Here is a 17,665-nt window from a genome sequence, read left to right as displayed (position 1 = left end):
ATCTATTTGCAATAAAAAGAAAAGGGCGCATAAGCACCCTTTTTAGCGAGTCTAATTACAGGTATTCGCTTTAATGATTAGATAGTGAGTACCAACTTAACTCCACTTCAACAAGCGAGTTTCGTTGCCTTCTTCCGGCTTCGCTGGAATATTGAGTGACAACAGCAAGCTCACTGCTGCCATACCAGCGCCGATGTAAAATACGCTCGCAGGTGAAACAAGCCAGATGACACCAAACGTAACAGGTATTACAACTGCAGCAATATGGTTAATCGTAAACGCAACGCCTGCGGTCGACGCCATATCGGCAGGATCGGCAATTTTCTGGAAGTAGGTTTTAATCGCAAGCGCTAACGCGAAAAATAAATGATCGACAACATACAATGCTGCCGCCCACTCTGCCGTTTGCACCAAACCGTACCCGACGAACACGAAGATCAAACCGACGTATTCAAACATCAACGCTTTGCGCTCACCAACAACGCCGATAAAACGGCCTATTCGCTTCGCAAACAAGAAGTTAAAGACATAGTTAATCAGGAACAGCAACGTAATGTCTGCGGCGGAGTAACCAAACTTCTCTACCATCAAGAAACCAGCGAATACCGTAAAAATTTGACGGCGTGCTCCACTCATAAACGTAAGCGCATAGTATAACCAGTAACGTTTACGCAGGATGAGCTTCTTGTTCTGAGGAACTTTTGTCTTAAATTGTGGGAAGGCAAATGCCATCACCAAAATGAGCACAAAACCTAAACCACCAGCCATTAAATAGACCGTTTTAAAATCAAGTTTGAGCTGTTCGAGCGAAACCCAAATGGCGCCGTAGGTAAACAGAGAAGCCAAAGCTCCAACAGAAATAAACTTACCCAGCATTTCTGGCGCTTCTTCTTTAGATAGCCATTGTAAAGACAAAGACTGCTTGAGTGTTTCAAAGTAATGGAAGCCGGTGGACATTAACAAGGTTGTAAAAAGTAGACCGTACAAAGTGGGAAAATAACCTGTTAATGCCGTACCAAGCGTAAGCATCGCCAAAGAGACGAGCATAAAGCGTTGCTCTCGGATAAACAGCAATACAAACACGGCGGTAAAGGCCAAAAAACCCGGAATTTCGCGCACACTTTGCAATAGGCCTATGTCGGCACCATCAAAGTTTGCTTTCTCTATAACAAAGTTGTTCAACAACGCCATCCAGGTAGAAAAAGCAATGGGCACGATAATGGAAATTAACAGGAGGAAATTTTGCGGCGTTCTCCAGCCGTGCGATGAGGTAGTCATGATGTTTCCTTTAAATATGAAGGCATCATCATAGCTTTAAATGTAACAAATTCGCAATATCATTATTATTTTCAACCCAGAGCAAGCTGATATGGCTGAGGAATATTGTTATGAAGATAAACATCGCACTCAATTCCTTGGCTAAGCGCGATGTTCAAGTATCAAGAGAAATAAATCATGAGTAAATGTGCTCAGTGGCTTAATCAATGACTTTTACTGATAGGCGATTTTTAAATTCAAACACATGTTCTGGACATACATCCAAACAACGACCACAGCTAATGCAGTTTTGATCCATAACTCGACGATCTCCCTCTTTCAAAGGCTGCCGAAACACTTCTGGTTCTGGGCAAACGTAAAAGCAATCCATGCATTTGGTGCAATCTTCGCGGCGAACAGCAGTAACGCGCAACAGGCTTTTTCGGCCTATCACGCCATAGGTAGCCCCCAGTGGACATAAGTGCCCACACCACCCATGCTCAACCAAGAGTAAATCCAACACGAACACTAGGGCGATCAACACCCAACCTGCGCCCATACCAAACACCAACCCGCGATGCAGTGCCGCCACTGGATCTAACCATGTCCAAAGAATTGCGCCAGACAGCGCACTGCCCAACATCAAAACAGGGATCAGCCAATAACGAATCACGGGAGACCAACGATAGCTCGCTTTAATGTTGAGCTTTCGACGCAACCACGCCGCCAAGTCTGTCACGATGTTCAACGGGCACACCCAAGCACAAAATGCGCGCGGCGCCAAAATCGCGTAAAACACCACGACAATCACTACGCCTAACAACGCATTAAACTCCGGAACATGCCCTGTCGCCAAAGCTTGAAGCACAATTAACGGGTCACTTAACGGCACGGTATCGAGCAACATACTTGATGACAGATTACCAGTTAGAATTCCCAGCGTCGGCCCAGCCATAAATAGCGCAATGATGGTGAACTGACATAGCCGACGTAAAATCAAAAACCGATGCGCGCGCCACCAACCAAGCTTTTCAAGCGCTTCTTTGCCAGCATTTTGAGCTAAATTCTTTGCCATTACTTACCTCCTTTTAGCGATTCAAGCGCACCTTCCGGCACAGGCGTCTCACTAGGGAGGATATTTTCGAGTGGTTTGTCGAGCTCTTTCCAACCAAAATTGTAGTGGCTGCCCACTTTGCCTTTCGCCAAATCCGTCGGGACGACTTTAATAGCAGCGACATCCAACACGCACGCTTGTTCACACTTACCGCATCCGGTACACACTTCGGAATTCACTGTAGGGATAAGTTTAGCGTGATAGCCAGTTCGATCGTTGTGAACCATCTCTAACGTGATGGCTTCATCAATCAGCGGACAAACGCGATAACAAACGTCGCATCGTAACCCTTGCCAGTTAAGGCAAGTTTCATGGTCAATAAGAACCGCTGTACCCATTCGAGCATCATCAATATCGGTTAGTTTCGGATCCAGCGCCCCACTCGGACAAGCGACAACACAAGGAATGTCTTCGCACATTTCGCAGGGAATATCGCGTGCAGTAAAGTAAGGTGAGCCAGTCGCGACGGGTGAAAGTAATGTCGCAAGTTTCAGGGTATCGTAAGGACATGCCTGAACACACAAGCCACATCGAATACAAGTTGATTCGAAATCGCCTTCCGGCAATGCACCAGGCGGACGAATAGGCACACCTTTGGTTTCTCGAGCTTGGCTTTGTAGCGATTGTAAGCCCAATACACACGCAGCTGCGCCAACACCAGCCGCAGTCCGAGCTGTATCACGCAAAAATCGGCGCCGACTTTGCGATATTTTAGACTGAGAGGATTTCATGCTATTTCCTCAACAAAACTCCCTTATCAAGTTAAGCATAAATAGCCCTAAACGTGTCGTTTCCCTATACCTCATAGGAGGTAACTCCATCCTCTATTGATTCAAGTCAACTGACGCACAGTGCCGTCGTCACAGTTTGACTAAATGCGTTTATTTACTGCGACATGAAATTCACCACGATACTCTGCAGTACGCGCCATTCTCAGTACAATAATTCAACACCTTTGCAATCTATTCGCTCAATTCGATGATAAATCACTACTGAAAATTAAAAAAAAAGACATCATAACAAGCTAATTTAAAAGGCATTTATCCATTAAACATAAAAAAATACTATCCAAATAAGAAAACTGTGGTTAGATTAAAAATTAAAACTAAAAAGCGAAGGAGAGAGGCATGGAAATTATCGTACGTCCAACGACCGTCGAAGACGCAGCGGCACTCGTAGAAATCTATTCACAACCAAAAGCACAACGTGAAACCCTGCAACTCCCAAAGCCTTCGCTCGCGATGTGGGTGGAAAGGTTGTCAAACATACCTGATGGTGTTTATAGCTATGTCGCTGAAATTGATGGTAAAGTCGTCGGTAATATTGGCTTTAACCACTCTCTACGTCCAAGAACGATGCACACGGCATCGTTTGGCATCGGAGTACATGATAGTTTCCACGGACTCGGTATTGGTAGCAAATTGATAGAAACAGTCACTGAACTAGCAGATAACTGGTTAAATGTGAGAAGAATTCAGATAGAGGTCAATGCCGATAACGACGCCGCCATTGGGCTTTATAAAAAGCATGGATTTCAAATTGAGGGTGAAGCGATTGACGGTTCCTTCCGTGATGGTGAATTCATCAATACCTATTACATGGCGCGCATCAGACCAGGCCAAAGATAAAACAAAGCCTCCTACTAATTGGAGGCTTTTCTTTTTAAACTTCGACTCACTTTCGTAAGTAAGCCAACGCTCTGCGAGTCAATGCTTCTGTGTAGGGATTGATCTTCCAGTGGTCGGAACTCCAACCTTTCACAAATCGCTGAAAGTCTGCCCAAGCCACAGCAAACAAAGGACGCCATTCACGCTCGACTTCATTAGGGTCAAGATTCGGTTGATAGACCATTAGCGAGTATTGCAACTGAGCAAAATACGTATCCAAAACCCAAACTTCCATCTCTGCACAACGTTCTGGCTTAACGGCGCTACTCATAAACAGTGCCACATCTTTCATTGCACCCCCACATCCAACGTATTGAAAGTCAACCGCAGCAACGCTTGATTCTTCTTCATCAAAACAGAAGTTCGCCAATTTGGCATCACCATGTACTAGTGTTTTAAACTTAGCTTGCGAAAGCGTTTGATCAATCAATTGAGCCGCATTTTGTAGCTCAGTGTCTTGCAATGCTTCAAGCTCGTCGGGTCTGGTTGCTAAGTGCCAGTATGTTCCGGTATGCCACAACTTATCCGAACGAACATCGATGTATCGCGCATGAAAGTTCGCCAACCAAGTGAGGCAGGCTTGTAGATGCTCTAGCTGTGCATCTGTGATGACTTTTGGAAAGCCCACCTCGGCGAGATCTTCCATCACAATGAGCCATTCATTCTCCGATTGGAACGTTTTTAGACCTTGTGGTACTCGGCAGCGAGTATCCACCCCTCCGGAAAAATGCTCATACCAATTCACTTCCACCTGATAAGAATGCAACTTTCTTTGATGAGAACGGTCCGTATTCCAGCCTCTAGGATGCTCTGAAGGCTTAGGGAGTTTTACATGCTTAATGATCACCGAACGAGTTGAATAAGTAACTCGGACTAACTCCCCATAGCCTCCCCATAGCGATTGTATTACTTCTACAGAGCGGTAATTACCGAGATTGAGTTCCTGGCCAATATTTTGGTAGCATTGGTGGTTGTTACTCATCATGCGAGCAGATGTGACCACGTTTGGTTCTTCTCCATATAGTGAATAACATATGGGCAAACTGGTTTGATTTGATAACCGAGTGACTCAATTTCTGGCAACACCGCTTCCATCATCACTTTTCCGTACCCCTTACCTCGCAGTGCTTCAGGAACAACCGTTGATGTAATGTGCATGACATTACCCTTAAGCTGATAAATCACCTTGGCTTTATAACCCTGCTCTAAATCAACCCAGAATGTACTATTCGTGGTCTCATGAGTTACTTTATGCATATCTTGCTCTCTAATTTTTGTTACAGATTGATTGAATCAAACTATATCACTGAATAAAATCGATACCATGCGAGAGTGCTGCTTCGCCTCACGCGATTACCTTCTTACATCAGGTACGACAATTATAATGAGAAATATGAGCCCAATTGCCAGAGACGGCAAGCTACCTCTGCAAAGCAAGAAGGCACCAGAACGTCAGGCAAGTACATTAAATAGCACCGATGCAATGGCAATGGTCGAACATGGCAGTGAAGTGAGCTTAAACGTCACCACCCCCGTTGGTACAAAGTTTATTACAAGCAGCACATTTGTTGGCTGTCACTCAAATAATACTGCATTGATAGAGGTTCCGAACATCTCCGATGAAGACTTGAAGTTCTATTTTCAAGAAGGCTTTTGGATCAATGTAAAAGCCTACTCTCATCGAGGTGAAGGGGCCGTTATCCCATTTCGGGCCCAATTACAGCATCGACTAGGCGATCCGTACCCAATTTTGGTGCTAGACCTACCCAACACTATGCAGGTCTTTCAGCTTCGCAAAGAAGTGCGTTACGAAGTAAATTTGAGAGCGCGTGTTTGTTTAGAAGCCTATCGAACTGAATGCGAAATAAGAGATTTATCTCGTAGTGGCTGTCGTTTTGTAACATCACCAATGAGCCGACCACTTCAGGTTGGTGACCACGTTTCATTGGATCTAACGATGCCCGGAGAAAGTCGTATGCTAGCGCCGTTGCGAGGTCGTATTTGTAATTTACAAAAATCAACGCACTATGCTCGCTACGGAATGGAGTTTGATGAGGTTGGTAAAAACAACGCTAAAAACCTCCTCAGTCACCTCAAATTTGATGGTACTAAGCTCACACTAAAAAGATAGATTTGATCACCCCTATCGCTTATCAAGAAGCTTTGAAGTGCTAGAAAACAAGAAACCCCTTACTTTTCAGTAAGGGGTTTTTATTTACTAAGAATAAGGCAGTATCTTAGATAAGAGTCATGACTTAGAAGTCGTAACGTAGACCTAGCGCTAGCTCATCTTTTTCAGCCGCGCCTTCGTTATCCATTAGATCGAAGTTGTATGATGCGTAGCCACGGAAGTTAGGCTTGAAGTAGTAAGTTACATCAACAGCTAGGTTTTCTACAGTATCTGCGTCTTCTAGTTCACCTTTGTTGAACGTAGAAGTGAATACAGTTTGACCCATAGTGTAAGCAGCGGCTAGTTCGTAGCCTTTGTAATCAAAAGTCTTACCTGCAACATCCATATCCGCGCCAGTGTAGTTACCAGCGAAGTAGAAGTCACCTACAGAGTATGCAGCTACCAGCATGAACTCATCGCTGTCGTTTTGATCTGCGTAACCAGCACCTAGTTCAAAACCAGTGTTAGCAAACGCGTAAACACCAGATAGAGAGAAGCCATCTTCCTCGTTGTCTGTAAAGCCTTGTGCATCTGTTGTGCGATCAGCAAAACGGTAGCTAGCGCGTACAGCTAGTTGCTCGAATTGGCCTTTGTAAGACAGCATGTTATCTGTACGGTCAGAAACAGGCAGTTTAAGTGCTGCTGTGTTACCGTGGTAAGCCATAATGTCAGTAAAGTCAGTAAGAACCACTAGTGCGCCGTCGTTTTTACCGTAAGTTACTTCACCGTATTTGCCACCCAGACCTGCATAAGCGTAACGAGTTTCAAGATCACTATTGTTATCTACGGCACCTTCTTCTTTTGTTTTGAACTCACCTTCCCAAAAACCAACGCCGTATAGGTTTTCATTGATTTCCTGTTTGCCTAGGAAGTTAAGACGGATGCGAGTACGGTCTTCTGCCTTACCATCCATCATAGAAAGACGCGCTTCAGCGCGGCCGCCCATCTCAAGAGAAGTGCCATCTTGGTTGTATAGTTCTGAAGCGACAACTTGAGATCCTGATGCCATTAGCGCCACTGCTACAGCTAAAGTTTTTAATTTCATTGTTATTTTCCATATCATTGTTTTATATGTGTTTTCTCACCAGAAAAACAGGACTTTTCTGTACCAACGAGAAAACTGGCGGCATAGTAGCAGCTGTTATTTTTCACGCAACGTGTTGAATAAACAGCACTTATAGAAGAAAACACCACTTAAAATGACGATATGAATACCTCTCAACCATCAAGTTATCGGTTGAGTTAAAAAAAATGTTCGCGTCAAAAAAAAATTGACGAAAAAAATGTAAAAACAATATCACAAAACGTGATATTGCCCGCAAAAAAATCTTGTTAACTGACTGTTTTAGATAGACTTATTGATAATAAATCCGATTATTACAAACAAAAAAATCCCTGAGCATTCACTCAGGGATTTAGAGATTTGATAAGTAGATGATGAATTAAAGCTTAAAGAAACTTAATTGCTCTTTCTGCTTCTCTGCAAGTAATGAAAGCTCAGTACTCGCACTTGCACTTTGGCTGATGCCCGCTACGTTTTGGTTTACAAGCTCCGACATGTTAACCACGTTGCGATTGATATCTTGAGTAACTTGAGACTGCTCTTCGGCTGCGGTTGCTACTTGCGTGTTTGAATCGTTGATGTTGGCGACCGACTCGGTAATTCCAACCAACGCTTCATTCGCTTGTTGCGTCAGCTCGTTGTTGCGGCTAAGCATATCAAGGCTGACTTGCATACTGTCATTCGCCAGCCCAGACTGCGCTTGAAGCTCTTCAATGATCGTTTGGATCTCTTGTGTCGAGTCTTGAGTACGAGCTGCTAGCATGCGTACTTCATCAGCTACTACCGCAAAACCACGACCAGACTCACCAGCTCGCGCCGCTTCAATCGCAGCATTCAATGCTAGCAAGTTGGTCTGCTCAGATACGCCGCGAATCACTTCAATAACATCGTTGATCTGTACAGATTGCTCTTTTAGACGCAAAACAACTTGCGCTGCATCGTTCAATGCTTGAGACATTTGCGCACTTGCTTCCGCACTTTCTTGGAAGATGGCCAAACCTGATTGAGCAAGTCCATCAGCTTCACGCGCAGTTGCGTCAGCAGAGGTCGCGTTATCACTCACATTATTCGCAGTGCTTGCAAGCTCATTAACCGCAGATGCAACTTGCTCGATCTCCGCCAACTCTTGTTGAGCGTTCGCTTCCGCTTGCGTCATTACCGCAGCCAATTCGGTCGATGCAGATGCAACTTCCTCACTAATACGGGTTAACTGGTCCACAGTGTTGTATAACTGCTCTGCGGTTTGGTTTACATCTTTGCTCAGCTTAGAGATCTCATTGTCCCCATCGACATCTGCACGTACTGATAGATTACCCATTGCTAACTGACGCATCACTTCTTGCAGTTTTTGGATTGGTGTAACAATCATGCCAGATAGGAACCAAGCGCCTATCAATGAGAAAGCAAATACCGCTAAAACCGTCAACATAGCGTTATTTTGCACACGTTCATTTTGCTGATGGCTTCTGATAGTAGATTGTTCAGCTTGCTCGTTTACATGCTTTGATAGCGTGTTAATTTGTTGGACCATTTCTCGGCCAACATTGCGATACTCTTTGACAAATGCACGGTACTCGCTATCCGATTTCAAACCTTGATCGTATTGGTTGAAGAAAGCAACTGAGCGCTCTGAATATCGCACATAGGATTCAATTGCTTGGCGAACTTTAACGGCATCGTCACGGAATAGGTTTCGGGCTTCAATTGCGCTTAAATCGGCATCAACTTGCTTTAAGCCTTCTTTCAATTCGGTTAGAAAATTCTCACGACGAGAAGCATCGTAAATAGCGTAAACCGCGCTTATGCGCAGAGGGTAAATTTGGTCGTCAATACTCGCCAATGTGTCTTTGTGAAAAACCAAAGATTCTTGGTTGGAAGCAATAACATCTTGCTCTGCTTGAAGATTGTTTTTAGTAATCCAAAGAGCAATAAACAAAACAATCGCGGTAAATAATACCGGAACCAAAATTTGCGTTCGTACTGACAAATTTTTCAGTGATAACTGCATGACAGGGCCTCAGTTGTATGCGTGATGTCTATATCCAAACAAACTCGAGCAGTGCTTATAACAACGTTACTTTTCGGCAGTTTGAATATCTATGCTTCCTTGCGACGGGATAAATCCCAGACGAATAAACAAGTGGCGAATATTAGAGGTCGATCACACTTTTGTCTAGTACAAAAACTCTCCATTTTCAATCTGTTATTGACAATATCCCGACAGTAGCGTCGGGATATTGTCGTTATGATAACTTATGATCACTTATGATCACTTATGATGAGATACATTCACATTTAGGACGGTTTCAGCCTATTTTCTCAACGAATTGAGCTTAGCTTGAGCAAGGCCAAAAATGGTATCGATTGGATAAGAACCTTCATCGGTTGGCTCACCAGCAACTTTCCCCGTAAACAATTCGATAGCTTCAGTAACATGGTCAATCGCCCAAATATTAAACTCGCCTTTTTCGACTGCTTTCACGATGTCGGAACGAAGCATTAGATTGTGAACATTAGAGCGCGGAATAATGACTCCCTGCCCGTCATGACGACCTTTAATTACACACACATCATAAAAGCCTTCGATCTTTTCGTTTACGCCACCAATAGGCTGAGCTTGACCAAATTGATTCATCGACCCTGTTATCGCAATGTCTTGTCGGTTTGGTTGCTTTGAAAAAGCAGACACAACCGCACATAACTCAGCCATGCTGGCACTATCACCATCAACACCACCATAAGATTGCTCAAAGGTAATGGTTGTCGTTAATGGCACTCGTGCCGTTTTACCAAATACGGAAGATAAGTAGGCAGACAAAATCATTACGCCCTTAGAGTGAATACTGCCCCCCAAATCCACGCTGCGCTCGATATCGATAACATCCCCATCACCGTAACACGTCGTCGCTGTGATGCGATTCGGTGCACCAAACATGTAGTCACTAGTGCTCAATACCGAAAGTGCGTTCACTTGGCCTACGGCTTCTCCTTCGGTGCGAATCAGCGTTGTGCCGTTAATAAAGGTTTCCATTACGTTATCGCGTAATCGGCTTACTCGCATTTCTTGGTTATTGAGCGCCTCTTCAACATGCCCAATACGGATCATGTTAGAGTTAGCTTGACGAGCCACGTAGTTCGACTCTCGAAGCAAGTTGGCGATATTAGCCGAATGTAGAGATAGCTTGGATTGGTCGCCAGACAAACGTGAGCTGTATTCGATGATTCGAGCAATGGCTTTGCGATCGCAATGCAGCATATTATTGTCATGCACCACGCTAGAGATAAAGCGCGCGTAATGCAGCTCAGACTCCGGCGTACGTTTCATTTCGTCTTCGAAATCTGCCGTCACACGGAACAACTCGCTGAACTCTGGATCGTAATGTTGGAGTAATTGGTAAGTTCGGTAATCACCAAATAAGATAATTTTGATATCAAGCGGAATCGGTTCAGGATCGAGTGATACCGCCCCCGTCAATGTGACTTCTTTTTCTAGAGACGTAAAACTCAATTGACGAGCACGCAATGCGCGCTTCAAACCATCCCAAACGTAAGGCTGTTCAAGTACTTTCTGAGCATCCATTAATAGAACGCCGCCATTCGCCTTATGCAAGCTCCCTGCACGAATCAGCGAGAAGTCGGTAAACACCGTTCCCTTGAAAGTGGCAGTCTCAATCGACCCGAAGAGTGAATGATAGTTGGGATTTTCTTCAACAACGATAGGAAATTCGCTGCTTTTACGGCTTACCAAGACGTTCACTTTATAACGACGTGGCAATTTTTTATCCAAGGATGCCGTCGCAATTTCGCCTTGCTCGCCACTTTGGTCAAGGAAGATATCTGCGTTTTCAACAATATCTTTTTGCAGCTCAGTTAAGTAGGTTTTGATTTCGGAATATTGCGCGTAATCCACTTTGAGTTTTTTGATGAAGTGAGTAATCACATCAAGCGTCACTTCATCATTGAGCTTTTTGATTTTATCGCTGTATGTCTCTTCCCACTCCGTAAGCTCACGAACCATCGAGCGCAATCGCACTTCGAGTTCATCAATAGCATCGCTGAATTGCTCTTGTTCTTTTTTGCTTAGTACATCAAAAGACTCTTCCGTATGAAGCTCATCACCGTTCATGGCGACAAACTGATAATCCCCCTGCGTAGTCAGTGTTAGGCTGATGCCCTTTTCTTTTGCCTCTCGACTAATACGATCCAGCTCGTTTTGTTGCTTAGCTGCCAATTGATTTTTTAATCGCTCAGCGCGGCTAAAGTACATTTCATTGTCGAATGCTAGGGGTAAAGCATTCAATAATTTGCCCATTAAAGCTTCAATATCAACACGTAGCTTATTTCCGATACCACAAGGCAACTTTAATACCTTTGGTGTACGGGTATCCTCAAAGTTCGCAACGTAACACCAATCAAACAGGGCTGCTGCATCGTGCTGGTGACGATTCAGATAGCGCAAGATCATGGTGCGTTTACCTAGCCCATTCTGACCAATGGCGTAGATGTTATACCCTTTCTCTTTGATGGACATCGCAAACTCGACCGCTTTTTGCGCGCGCTCTTGGCCCACGATTTCATCAATTGGAGGTAACTCCTTGGTCGACTTACATGGCATATTCTCTAGATCTGCTACAGAATATAGCTGCTTAGCTTCCAATCTTAGTATTGCCATATCCACTTCCTTTTTTCTTATTTTCGTTATTTGAGTGTAGAGATTATTTGCTTAATTTTAAGTGATTTACCTTCCACCCTAGATTGATTGGACATTTTATGAACACATAAGTGATATTAACATGCACTTGCAATTGATAATTAATTTCATTTAATATCTAAACAAATCAAATGTTGTGGAGATGGATATGAATATTGAGCAATGCTGGATGCGCTACTTAAAAGCGGAGCAACTGATGGAACAAGGCCATTGGCCAGAAGCTCATCGTTTATATGACGACGTGCTCAACAATCTACCCAACCACATTCATTTAGCGCTAGAAAATGCACAAACTAAACCTTGCCAATTTGTATGTCTCATTACGGGACTTAGAGATGCTAGCGTGACGCAATCAGAGATTCTCAACAAACTCGGCTTACAGCATGATGCGTTCTCAATACTCAATCAAACTTACGCGCTATTTCAATTTTTGCAGCTAGAGAGCCATGAACTGATTGAGCGCGTAGGTCACCTACTTGGTCAACAGAGCGAAGACTTATTAGCTCACATGGCGGCATTTTGCTCTGCCCAACGTAATGCTCAATGGATGATAGAACTCGAGCACGTAACGCGCGCGCATGAGCAGTTCTTACATTTGCAAGCAATGAGTTCGGCAAAAGCTTCGCCTTCTCACCTGTATAATTAATCTAAAGCTCAAGCATTGAGGCCAGCTAGGTTTGTACTGTCCATTGCTTGAGTATCATTTGCTTTATCAACCACAAGGATCTGTGATGTCTTCTAAAACCATTCTTTCGGTGAACAACCTATCAGTCAGCTTTACGACAAACGATGGGATCGTCGATGCAGTAAAGAATGTTAGCTTCGATTTAAAAGCAGGCGAGACGCTGTCCATCGTTGGCGAATCTGGCTCTGGCAAGTCAGTATCAACCAATGCACTGATGAAACTACTGCCAGACAACGCTATTTTGCATGAAAACTCATCCATCATGTTCGAGGGTAGCTCCATCTTGGATAAAACAGAGCGTGAAATGCAAAGTATTCGCGGTGATCGCATTGGCATGATTTTTCAAGAGCCGATGACCTCACTAAACCCGTACATGCGGGTGGGTATCCAAGTCGCTGAGGCCATCATGTGTCACCGCCCGGTCGACAGACGAACAGCAAAAGCAAAGGTGTTAGAGCTGTTTGAATTGGTTCATATGCCAAACCCAGAAAAAGCGTACAACAAGTACCCACACGAATTTTCTGGTGGTCAATTGCAACGCATCATGATTGCGATGGCACTGATTAACGAGCCCGATATTTTGATCGCCGACGAACCTACAACAGCGTTGGATGTCACGGTTCAAGCAGAAGTGTTGCACCTGATTAAAGAAATTCAGGCTCAGATGGGCATGGCAATCCTATTTATTACTCATGACTTAGGCGTCGTAAAACACTTTGCAGACCGTGTCATTGTGATGTGTAAAGGAGAAGTCGTCGAAGAAGGCGAAACGCAAACACTCTTCGAGGACCCAAAGCACGAATACACACGTATGCTAATCAACTCGATTCCTAAAGGCAGTAAGGAGCCTATTAGCGAAAGTGCTACACAGCTTTTAAAGGCCGACGATATACGAGTCAAATTCTTGGTAAAGTCGCATTTTATTGCGAGCAAGAATGAGTACTTCGAAGCGGTAAAAGGCATTTCTCTTGAGCTTAAACAAGGAGAGACCCTCGGGATCGTTGGGGAGTCCGGTTCAGGTAAGTCTACACTCGGCCGAGCTTTGATAGGTCTACTGCCCTCAACTGGCAAAATAGAATATAAAGGCCAAGATATGGCCTTGCTGACAAACAAAGAACGTTTTGAGCTGAAAAAAGACGTTCAGATGGTATTCCAAGACCCTTATGGTTCGCTTTCTCCTCGTATGACTATCGGCGAGATCATCACAGAAGGATTAACTGTCCACCAACCAATGTTGAGTAAAAAAGAACGTATGCAGAAAGCACGCGACGTGCTCCGTGAGGTCCGCTTAGATCCCGCGTCCATCAACCGTTATCCGCACGAGTTTTCAGGAGGCCAGCGTCAGCGTATTGCTATCGCGCGAGCACTGATCCTTGAACCTTCGTTTATTCTGCTTGATGAGCCAACCTCTGCATTAGACCGCTCGGTGCAACTGACAGTGATTGACCTTCTGAAAGATTTGCAGAAAAAACACAATATTGGCTACTTGTTTATTAGCCACGATCTATCAGTAGTTAAAGCACTCTCTGATCGTGTTCTAGTCATGCAAAAGGGCGAGGTCATGGAACAAGGTACGGCCGAAAAGATTTTCCAAAACCCTAAAAATGACTACACGAAAAAACTGATAGATGCCTCATTTGATCTTGAAAACAGTGAAAATCAGCACAATGCGGCTTAGGTTCATCACAGTTTCATATTCATAAACTAGGATTAAGAAAAGGTGATAAATTCATCTTGTCTTAAGAATGGCGTAGCTGCCTTTCGGTTTGGCCGCCGAGACTGGTTGGTTCAAGGGTCAGACTTAGTCAACCTGGCTCAAATACTGGCAAACAGTATGAATTGAGTTCCCCCAACCATGAAAAATGCCGCGACACTGTCGCGGCATTTTTTTATTCTCAGAAGTTTCTAACAACTAGGGCATTAAATCGACTCAATACCCATATTATGTAACGTAAATGCATACACGTCTGTGGTGAGGTCAATTTGCTTACTCAGCGGCATTCCTGCACCATGACCGGCATTAACATCAATGCGTATCAATACTGGATTAGCGCCTTGCTGTTTGTCTTGCAGCTCCGCAATAAATTTGTACGAATGTGCTGGCACAACTCGGTCGTCGTGATCAGCAGTTGTCACCAAGGTAGCAGGATATTGCACGCCTTCTTTTACATTGTGAACAGGAGAGTAACCAAGCAAGTATTGGAACATCGCTTCACTTTGCTCCGACGTGCCATAGTCATACTTCCAGCCTTCTCCAGAAGTAAACGTGTGATAACGCAGCATATCAAGCACGCCAACCGCAGGCAGCGCGACTTTGAATAGTTCAGGGCGTTGCGTCATACACGCTCCAACTAACAAACCACCATTAGAACCACCGCGAATCGCTAGGCGATCCGAGCTAGTGTAGTCGTTTTCAATCAGGTATTCCGCCGCCGCAATAAAGTCATCAAACACGTTTTGCTTTTGCTGCTGAGTGCCTGCGTTGTGCCAGGCTTTACCGTATTCACCGCCGCCTCGCATGTTGGCGACAGCGTATATACCCCCCAACTCTAGCCAGTTGGCTACATTGCCAGAAAACATTGGAGTAAGGCTGATGTTAAAACCGCCGTAACCATACAACATGGTTGGTGCTCTACCATCAAGTGCAATGCCCTTCTTGTATGAGATGATCATCGGAACTTGCGTGCCGTCTTTTGAGGTGTAAAACACCTGTTTTGATTCATACTCATTACGATCGAACGGTGCCTTTGATTCCTGAAACAGTGTCGATTCACCAGATTCGACATCAAATGAGAAAATCGTCGGAGGCGTCACGTAGTTAGTGAATGTGTAATAAAGTGTGGTTTCTTCTTTTTTACCCGCCAGACCATAAGCCGTGCCTTCTCCCGGCAATTGTACATCTCGAATCCACTCACCTTGGTAGTTAAACTGCTGCACTTTAGAAAGCACATCTACCATATAAGTCGCAAACAGATAACCGCCACCTTTGCTGATTTCTAACGGCTGTTCTTGTTCAGCAATCACGTCAGCCCATTGTTCTGTCTGAGTGTTGTAGCTGACAACTTTGCCATTCGGCGCGTCTAGGTTGGTGTAAAGCAGCAAGGTTGCGTCTTGGCTATCAATTAAGTAGGTGTCGCCTTGCGTTGTCTCGCGCAGCGTCACAATTGCCTGTAACTCAGACTGTAAATCAATATAAAACAGACGATTACCCGATGTAGATTCTGCGCCAGAGATAATGAGGAAGCGATCATCTGTCGTCGTCGTACCAGACACATAACGATGAACTTGCGTATCCAACTCACCGAAAATCACTTTATCTTCAGATTGAGGTGTACCAAGTTCATGATAATAAAGCTTGTGATGCTCAGTTCGAGCAGACAACTCGCTGCCTTGCGGCTTATCGTAGCTTGAGTAATAGAAGCCTTTGCTGCCCAGCCAAGAAATCGACGTAAACTTCGCATCAACAATCTCAGGCTCTAGCTGTTCTTTGGTTTCCGTATCAATGACAAAGATCTTACGCCAATCACTGCCCCCTTCCGAGATGGAATACGCGACCAAACGGTAGTCTTTAGAGAAGCTGACTTCGCCAAGAGAGGTCGTGCCCTCTTCGGAGAAAGTATTTGGATCAAGGAAAACCTCGGCTTCTCCCTCGCCTTTACGTCGATACAATACGCTTTGGTTTTGCAAACCGTCGTTTTTGTAGAAGTAGGTGTAGTCACCACGAACAAATGGCTGGGAATATTTTTCGTAGTTTTGACTCTTCGCCACTAAGTCACGGATTTGTTGGCGGTACGGTATCTGACCAAGGAAATCGAAGGTGACCGAATTTTGACCCGAAACCCATTGAGCGGTTTCTTCACTGCGATCATCTTCTAACCAGCGATAAGGGTCGGTAATGTCGTGACCAAAATAAGTGTCCACGACAGAATCTTTACGTGTTTTTGGGTAATGCATAACGTCCGTGTTACTCCGTTGTTTTTATTAAGTTGTTTATCTTCAATCGTTTTATTGCGGTGATTACCTTAGAGCACCCTATTTTGATTTCAACGACATTGTTTTAAATCTATGAAGAACCTAGAAATAATGAGATATCGTTAAGTATCGGTCACGAATGTGCTCAATAAGCAGCTTCACTTTGTTCGGTGGTTGACGAGTAAACGGATACACCGCGTAGATACCCAACTTTTTACCTACTAATTCAGGAAAAATATCCACCAGTTGACCATTACGAATATCGTGATACACCAAACAGCGCGGGACGTAAGCAATACCATGGCCGCCCAGAGCGGCTTTACGTAATGCGGTCGCGTTATCAGTAGAAAAGCAGCCCGATACTTTGACGATGTAATTGCCATCTTCTCCTTTAAACTCCCAATCCGTTGCACCTGTGGTTTGGTAAGCGTATTGCAGACAATTGTGCGTGGTGAGATCAATCGGCTCGATCGGTTTCCCATTTTTCGCAATATAAGAAGGTGACGCGCATACCACCCATTGGGAATCGAGAATATGTCGTGCGATCAAACTAGAGTCGGCTAAGTAGCCAGTTCGAATGACTAAATCGTAACCATCAGCCACTAAATCGACAAAGCGATTATCCAATGACATGTCCACGGTCAGACCCGGATGAAGGTTACAAAATTCGGCAACAGCATCAGCAAGTATCAAATCTCCAGAGATACACGGCACGGACATTTTTATATGACCGCTCACATTCTCTCCAAAGCCTGCAACAGCATCCATAGCCTCCTGAGTGGCCTGCTTCACATTTTTAGCACTGTGGAGTAACACCTTACCTGCCTCGGTCAAGGTTAATTTGCGCGTTGTTCGATATAATAGCTGAGCCCCTATTTCTTCCTCCAACCTCGCCATTCTTTTGCTAACTACCGAATTTGTAAGGTTATTTGCCTCTGCAACCTTACTAAAGCTGCCAAGTTCGATTACTTGAGAAAATAGGATTAAGTCGTCTGCTCTCATACCATTATGTCACTTTTGGAATTA

Annotated in this window: 14 protein-coding genes; 4 read left to right on the top strand and 10 right to left on the bottom strand. The window is 44.4% G+C overall.

All coding sequences use genetic code 11. The features are described from left to right. Nucleotides 1-96 precede the first annotated feature (96 nt). The 3 genes from R8N46_RS01850 to napG form a co-directional block, all read right to left on the bottom strand. The gene (locus tag R8N46_RS01850) at nt 97-1,278 is read right to left on the bottom strand and encodes an MFS transporter (RefSeq protein WP_005375129.1); all 1,182 of its coding nucleotides are present in this window, start codon (nt 1,276-1,278) and stop codon (nt 97-99) included. Nucleotides 1,279-1,477: 199 nt separating this feature from the next. Next, nucleotides 1,478-2,332, bottom strand: a complete 855-nt coding sequence (gene napH / locus R8N46_RS01845) for a quinol dehydrogenase ferredoxin subunit NapH (protein ID WP_213910477.1) — start codon at nt 2,330-2,332, stop codon at nt 1,478-1,480. Next, on the bottom strand, nt 2,332-3,102 hold the full coding sequence (napG, locus tag R8N46_RS01840) for a ferredoxin-type protein NapG (RefSeq protein WP_005375127.1): 771 nt from the start codon (nt 3,100-3,102) through the stop codon (nt 2,332-2,334). The genes napH and napG overlap by 1 nt, the downstream gene beginning before the upstream one ends. Nucleotides 3,103-3,498: 396 nt before the next feature. Here napG and R8N46_RS01835 point away from each other — a divergent pair, with 396 nt between their 5' ends. Beyond that, entirely contained in the window at nt 3,499-3,999 is a 501-nt protein-coding gene (locus R8N46_RS01835) for a GNAT family N-acetyltransferase (RefSeq protein WP_213910484.1), read from the top strand. Between the two features lie 46 nt (nt 4,000-4,045). On the opposite strand, the gene R8N46_RS01830 is transcribed toward R8N46_RS01835, so the two are convergent. Continuing rightward, the gene (locus R8N46_RS01830) at nt 4,046-5,023 is read right to left on the bottom strand and encodes a phosphotransferase (RefSeq protein WP_213972191.1); all 978 of its coding nucleotides are present in this window, start codon (nt 5,021-5,023) and stop codon (nt 4,046-4,048) included. Then, the gene (locus tag R8N46_RS01825) at nt 5,020-5,295 is read right to left on the bottom strand and encodes a GNAT family N-acetyltransferase (RefSeq protein WP_017635482.1); all 276 of its coding nucleotides are present in this window, start codon (nt 5,293-5,295) and stop codon (nt 5,020-5,022) included. The genes R8N46_RS01830 and R8N46_RS01825 overlap by 4 nt, the downstream gene beginning before the upstream one ends. Nucleotides 5,296-5,422: 127 nt before the next feature. Here R8N46_RS01825 and R8N46_RS01820 point away from each other — a divergent pair, with 127 nt between their 5' ends. Further along, on the top strand, nt 5,423-6,169 hold the full coding sequence (locus R8N46_RS01820; protein WP_085569376.1) for a flagellar brake protein: 747 nt from the start codon (nt 5,423-5,425) through the stop codon (nt 6,167-6,169). A 124-nt stretch (nt 6,170-6,293) separates the two neighbouring features. Here the strand turns inward: R8N46_RS01820 and R8N46_RS01815 are convergent, their stop codons facing one another. The 3 genes from R8N46_RS01815 to R8N46_RS01805 form a co-directional block, all read right to left on the bottom strand. Next, nucleotides 6,294-7,253, bottom strand: coding sequence for a porin (locus R8N46_RS01815; protein WP_064354918.1), 960 nt, complete (start codon nt 7,251-7,253; stop codon nt 6,294-6,296). A gap of 397 nt (nt 7,254-7,650) precedes the next feature. Further along, nucleotides 7,651-9,279, bottom strand: coding sequence for a methyl-accepting chemotaxis protein (locus R8N46_RS01810; protein WP_005375120.1), 1,629 nt, complete (start codon nt 9,277-9,279; stop codon nt 7,651-7,653). 303 nt (nt 9,280-9,582) lie between these two features. Continuing rightward, a complete protein-coding gene (locus R8N46_RS01805) occupies nt 9,583-11,943 on the bottom strand; it encodes a Lon protease family protein (protein WP_005375118.1) in 2,361 nt (786 codons plus the stop codon). 187 nt (nt 11,944-12,130) lie between these two features. Here R8N46_RS01805 and R8N46_RS01800 point away from each other — a divergent pair, with 187 nt between their 5' ends. Together R8N46_RS01800 and R8N46_RS01795 are read left to right on the top strand one after the other, a co-directional pair. Continuing rightward, complete coding sequence (locus tag R8N46_RS01800; RefSeq protein ID WP_017635485.1) at nt 12,131-12,628, top strand: hypothetical protein; 498 nt, start codon at nt 12,131-12,133, stop codon at nt 12,626-12,628. A gap of 85 nt (nt 12,629-12,713) precedes the next feature. Continuing rightward, nucleotides 12,714-14,345: an ABC transporter ATP-binding protein gene (locus R8N46_RS01795; RefSeq protein WP_115386800.1), complete on the top strand. Its 1,632-nt coding sequence runs from the start codon at nt 12,714-12,716 to the stop codon at nt 14,343-14,345. Nucleotides 14,346-14,587: 242 nt separating this feature from the next. Here R8N46_RS01795 and R8N46_RS01790 read toward each other — a convergent pair whose 3' ends face one another. Next, nucleotides 14,588-16,621, bottom strand: coding sequence for a prolyl oligopeptidase family serine peptidase (locus R8N46_RS01790; protein ID WP_115386801.1), 2,034 nt, complete (start codon nt 16,619-16,621; stop codon nt 14,588-14,590). A gap of 120 nt (nt 16,622-16,741) precedes the next feature. After that, a complete protein-coding gene (locus tag R8N46_RS01785; RefSeq protein ID WP_005375112.1) occupies nt 16,742-17,641 on the bottom strand; it encodes a LysR family transcriptional regulator in 900 nt (299 codons plus the stop codon). Nucleotides 17,642-17,665 lie beyond the last annotated feature (24 nt).

Source organism: Vibrio sp. 1874 (assembly GCF_033344395.1).
In the GTDB taxonomy this organism is placed as follows: domain Bacteria; phylum Pseudomonadota; class Gammaproteobacteria; order Enterobacterales; family Vibrionaceae; genus Vibrio; species Vibrio alginolyticus.
Note: the sequence above shows the minus strand (reverse complement) of the source record. Positions and strands in the feature narration are given on the sequence as shown.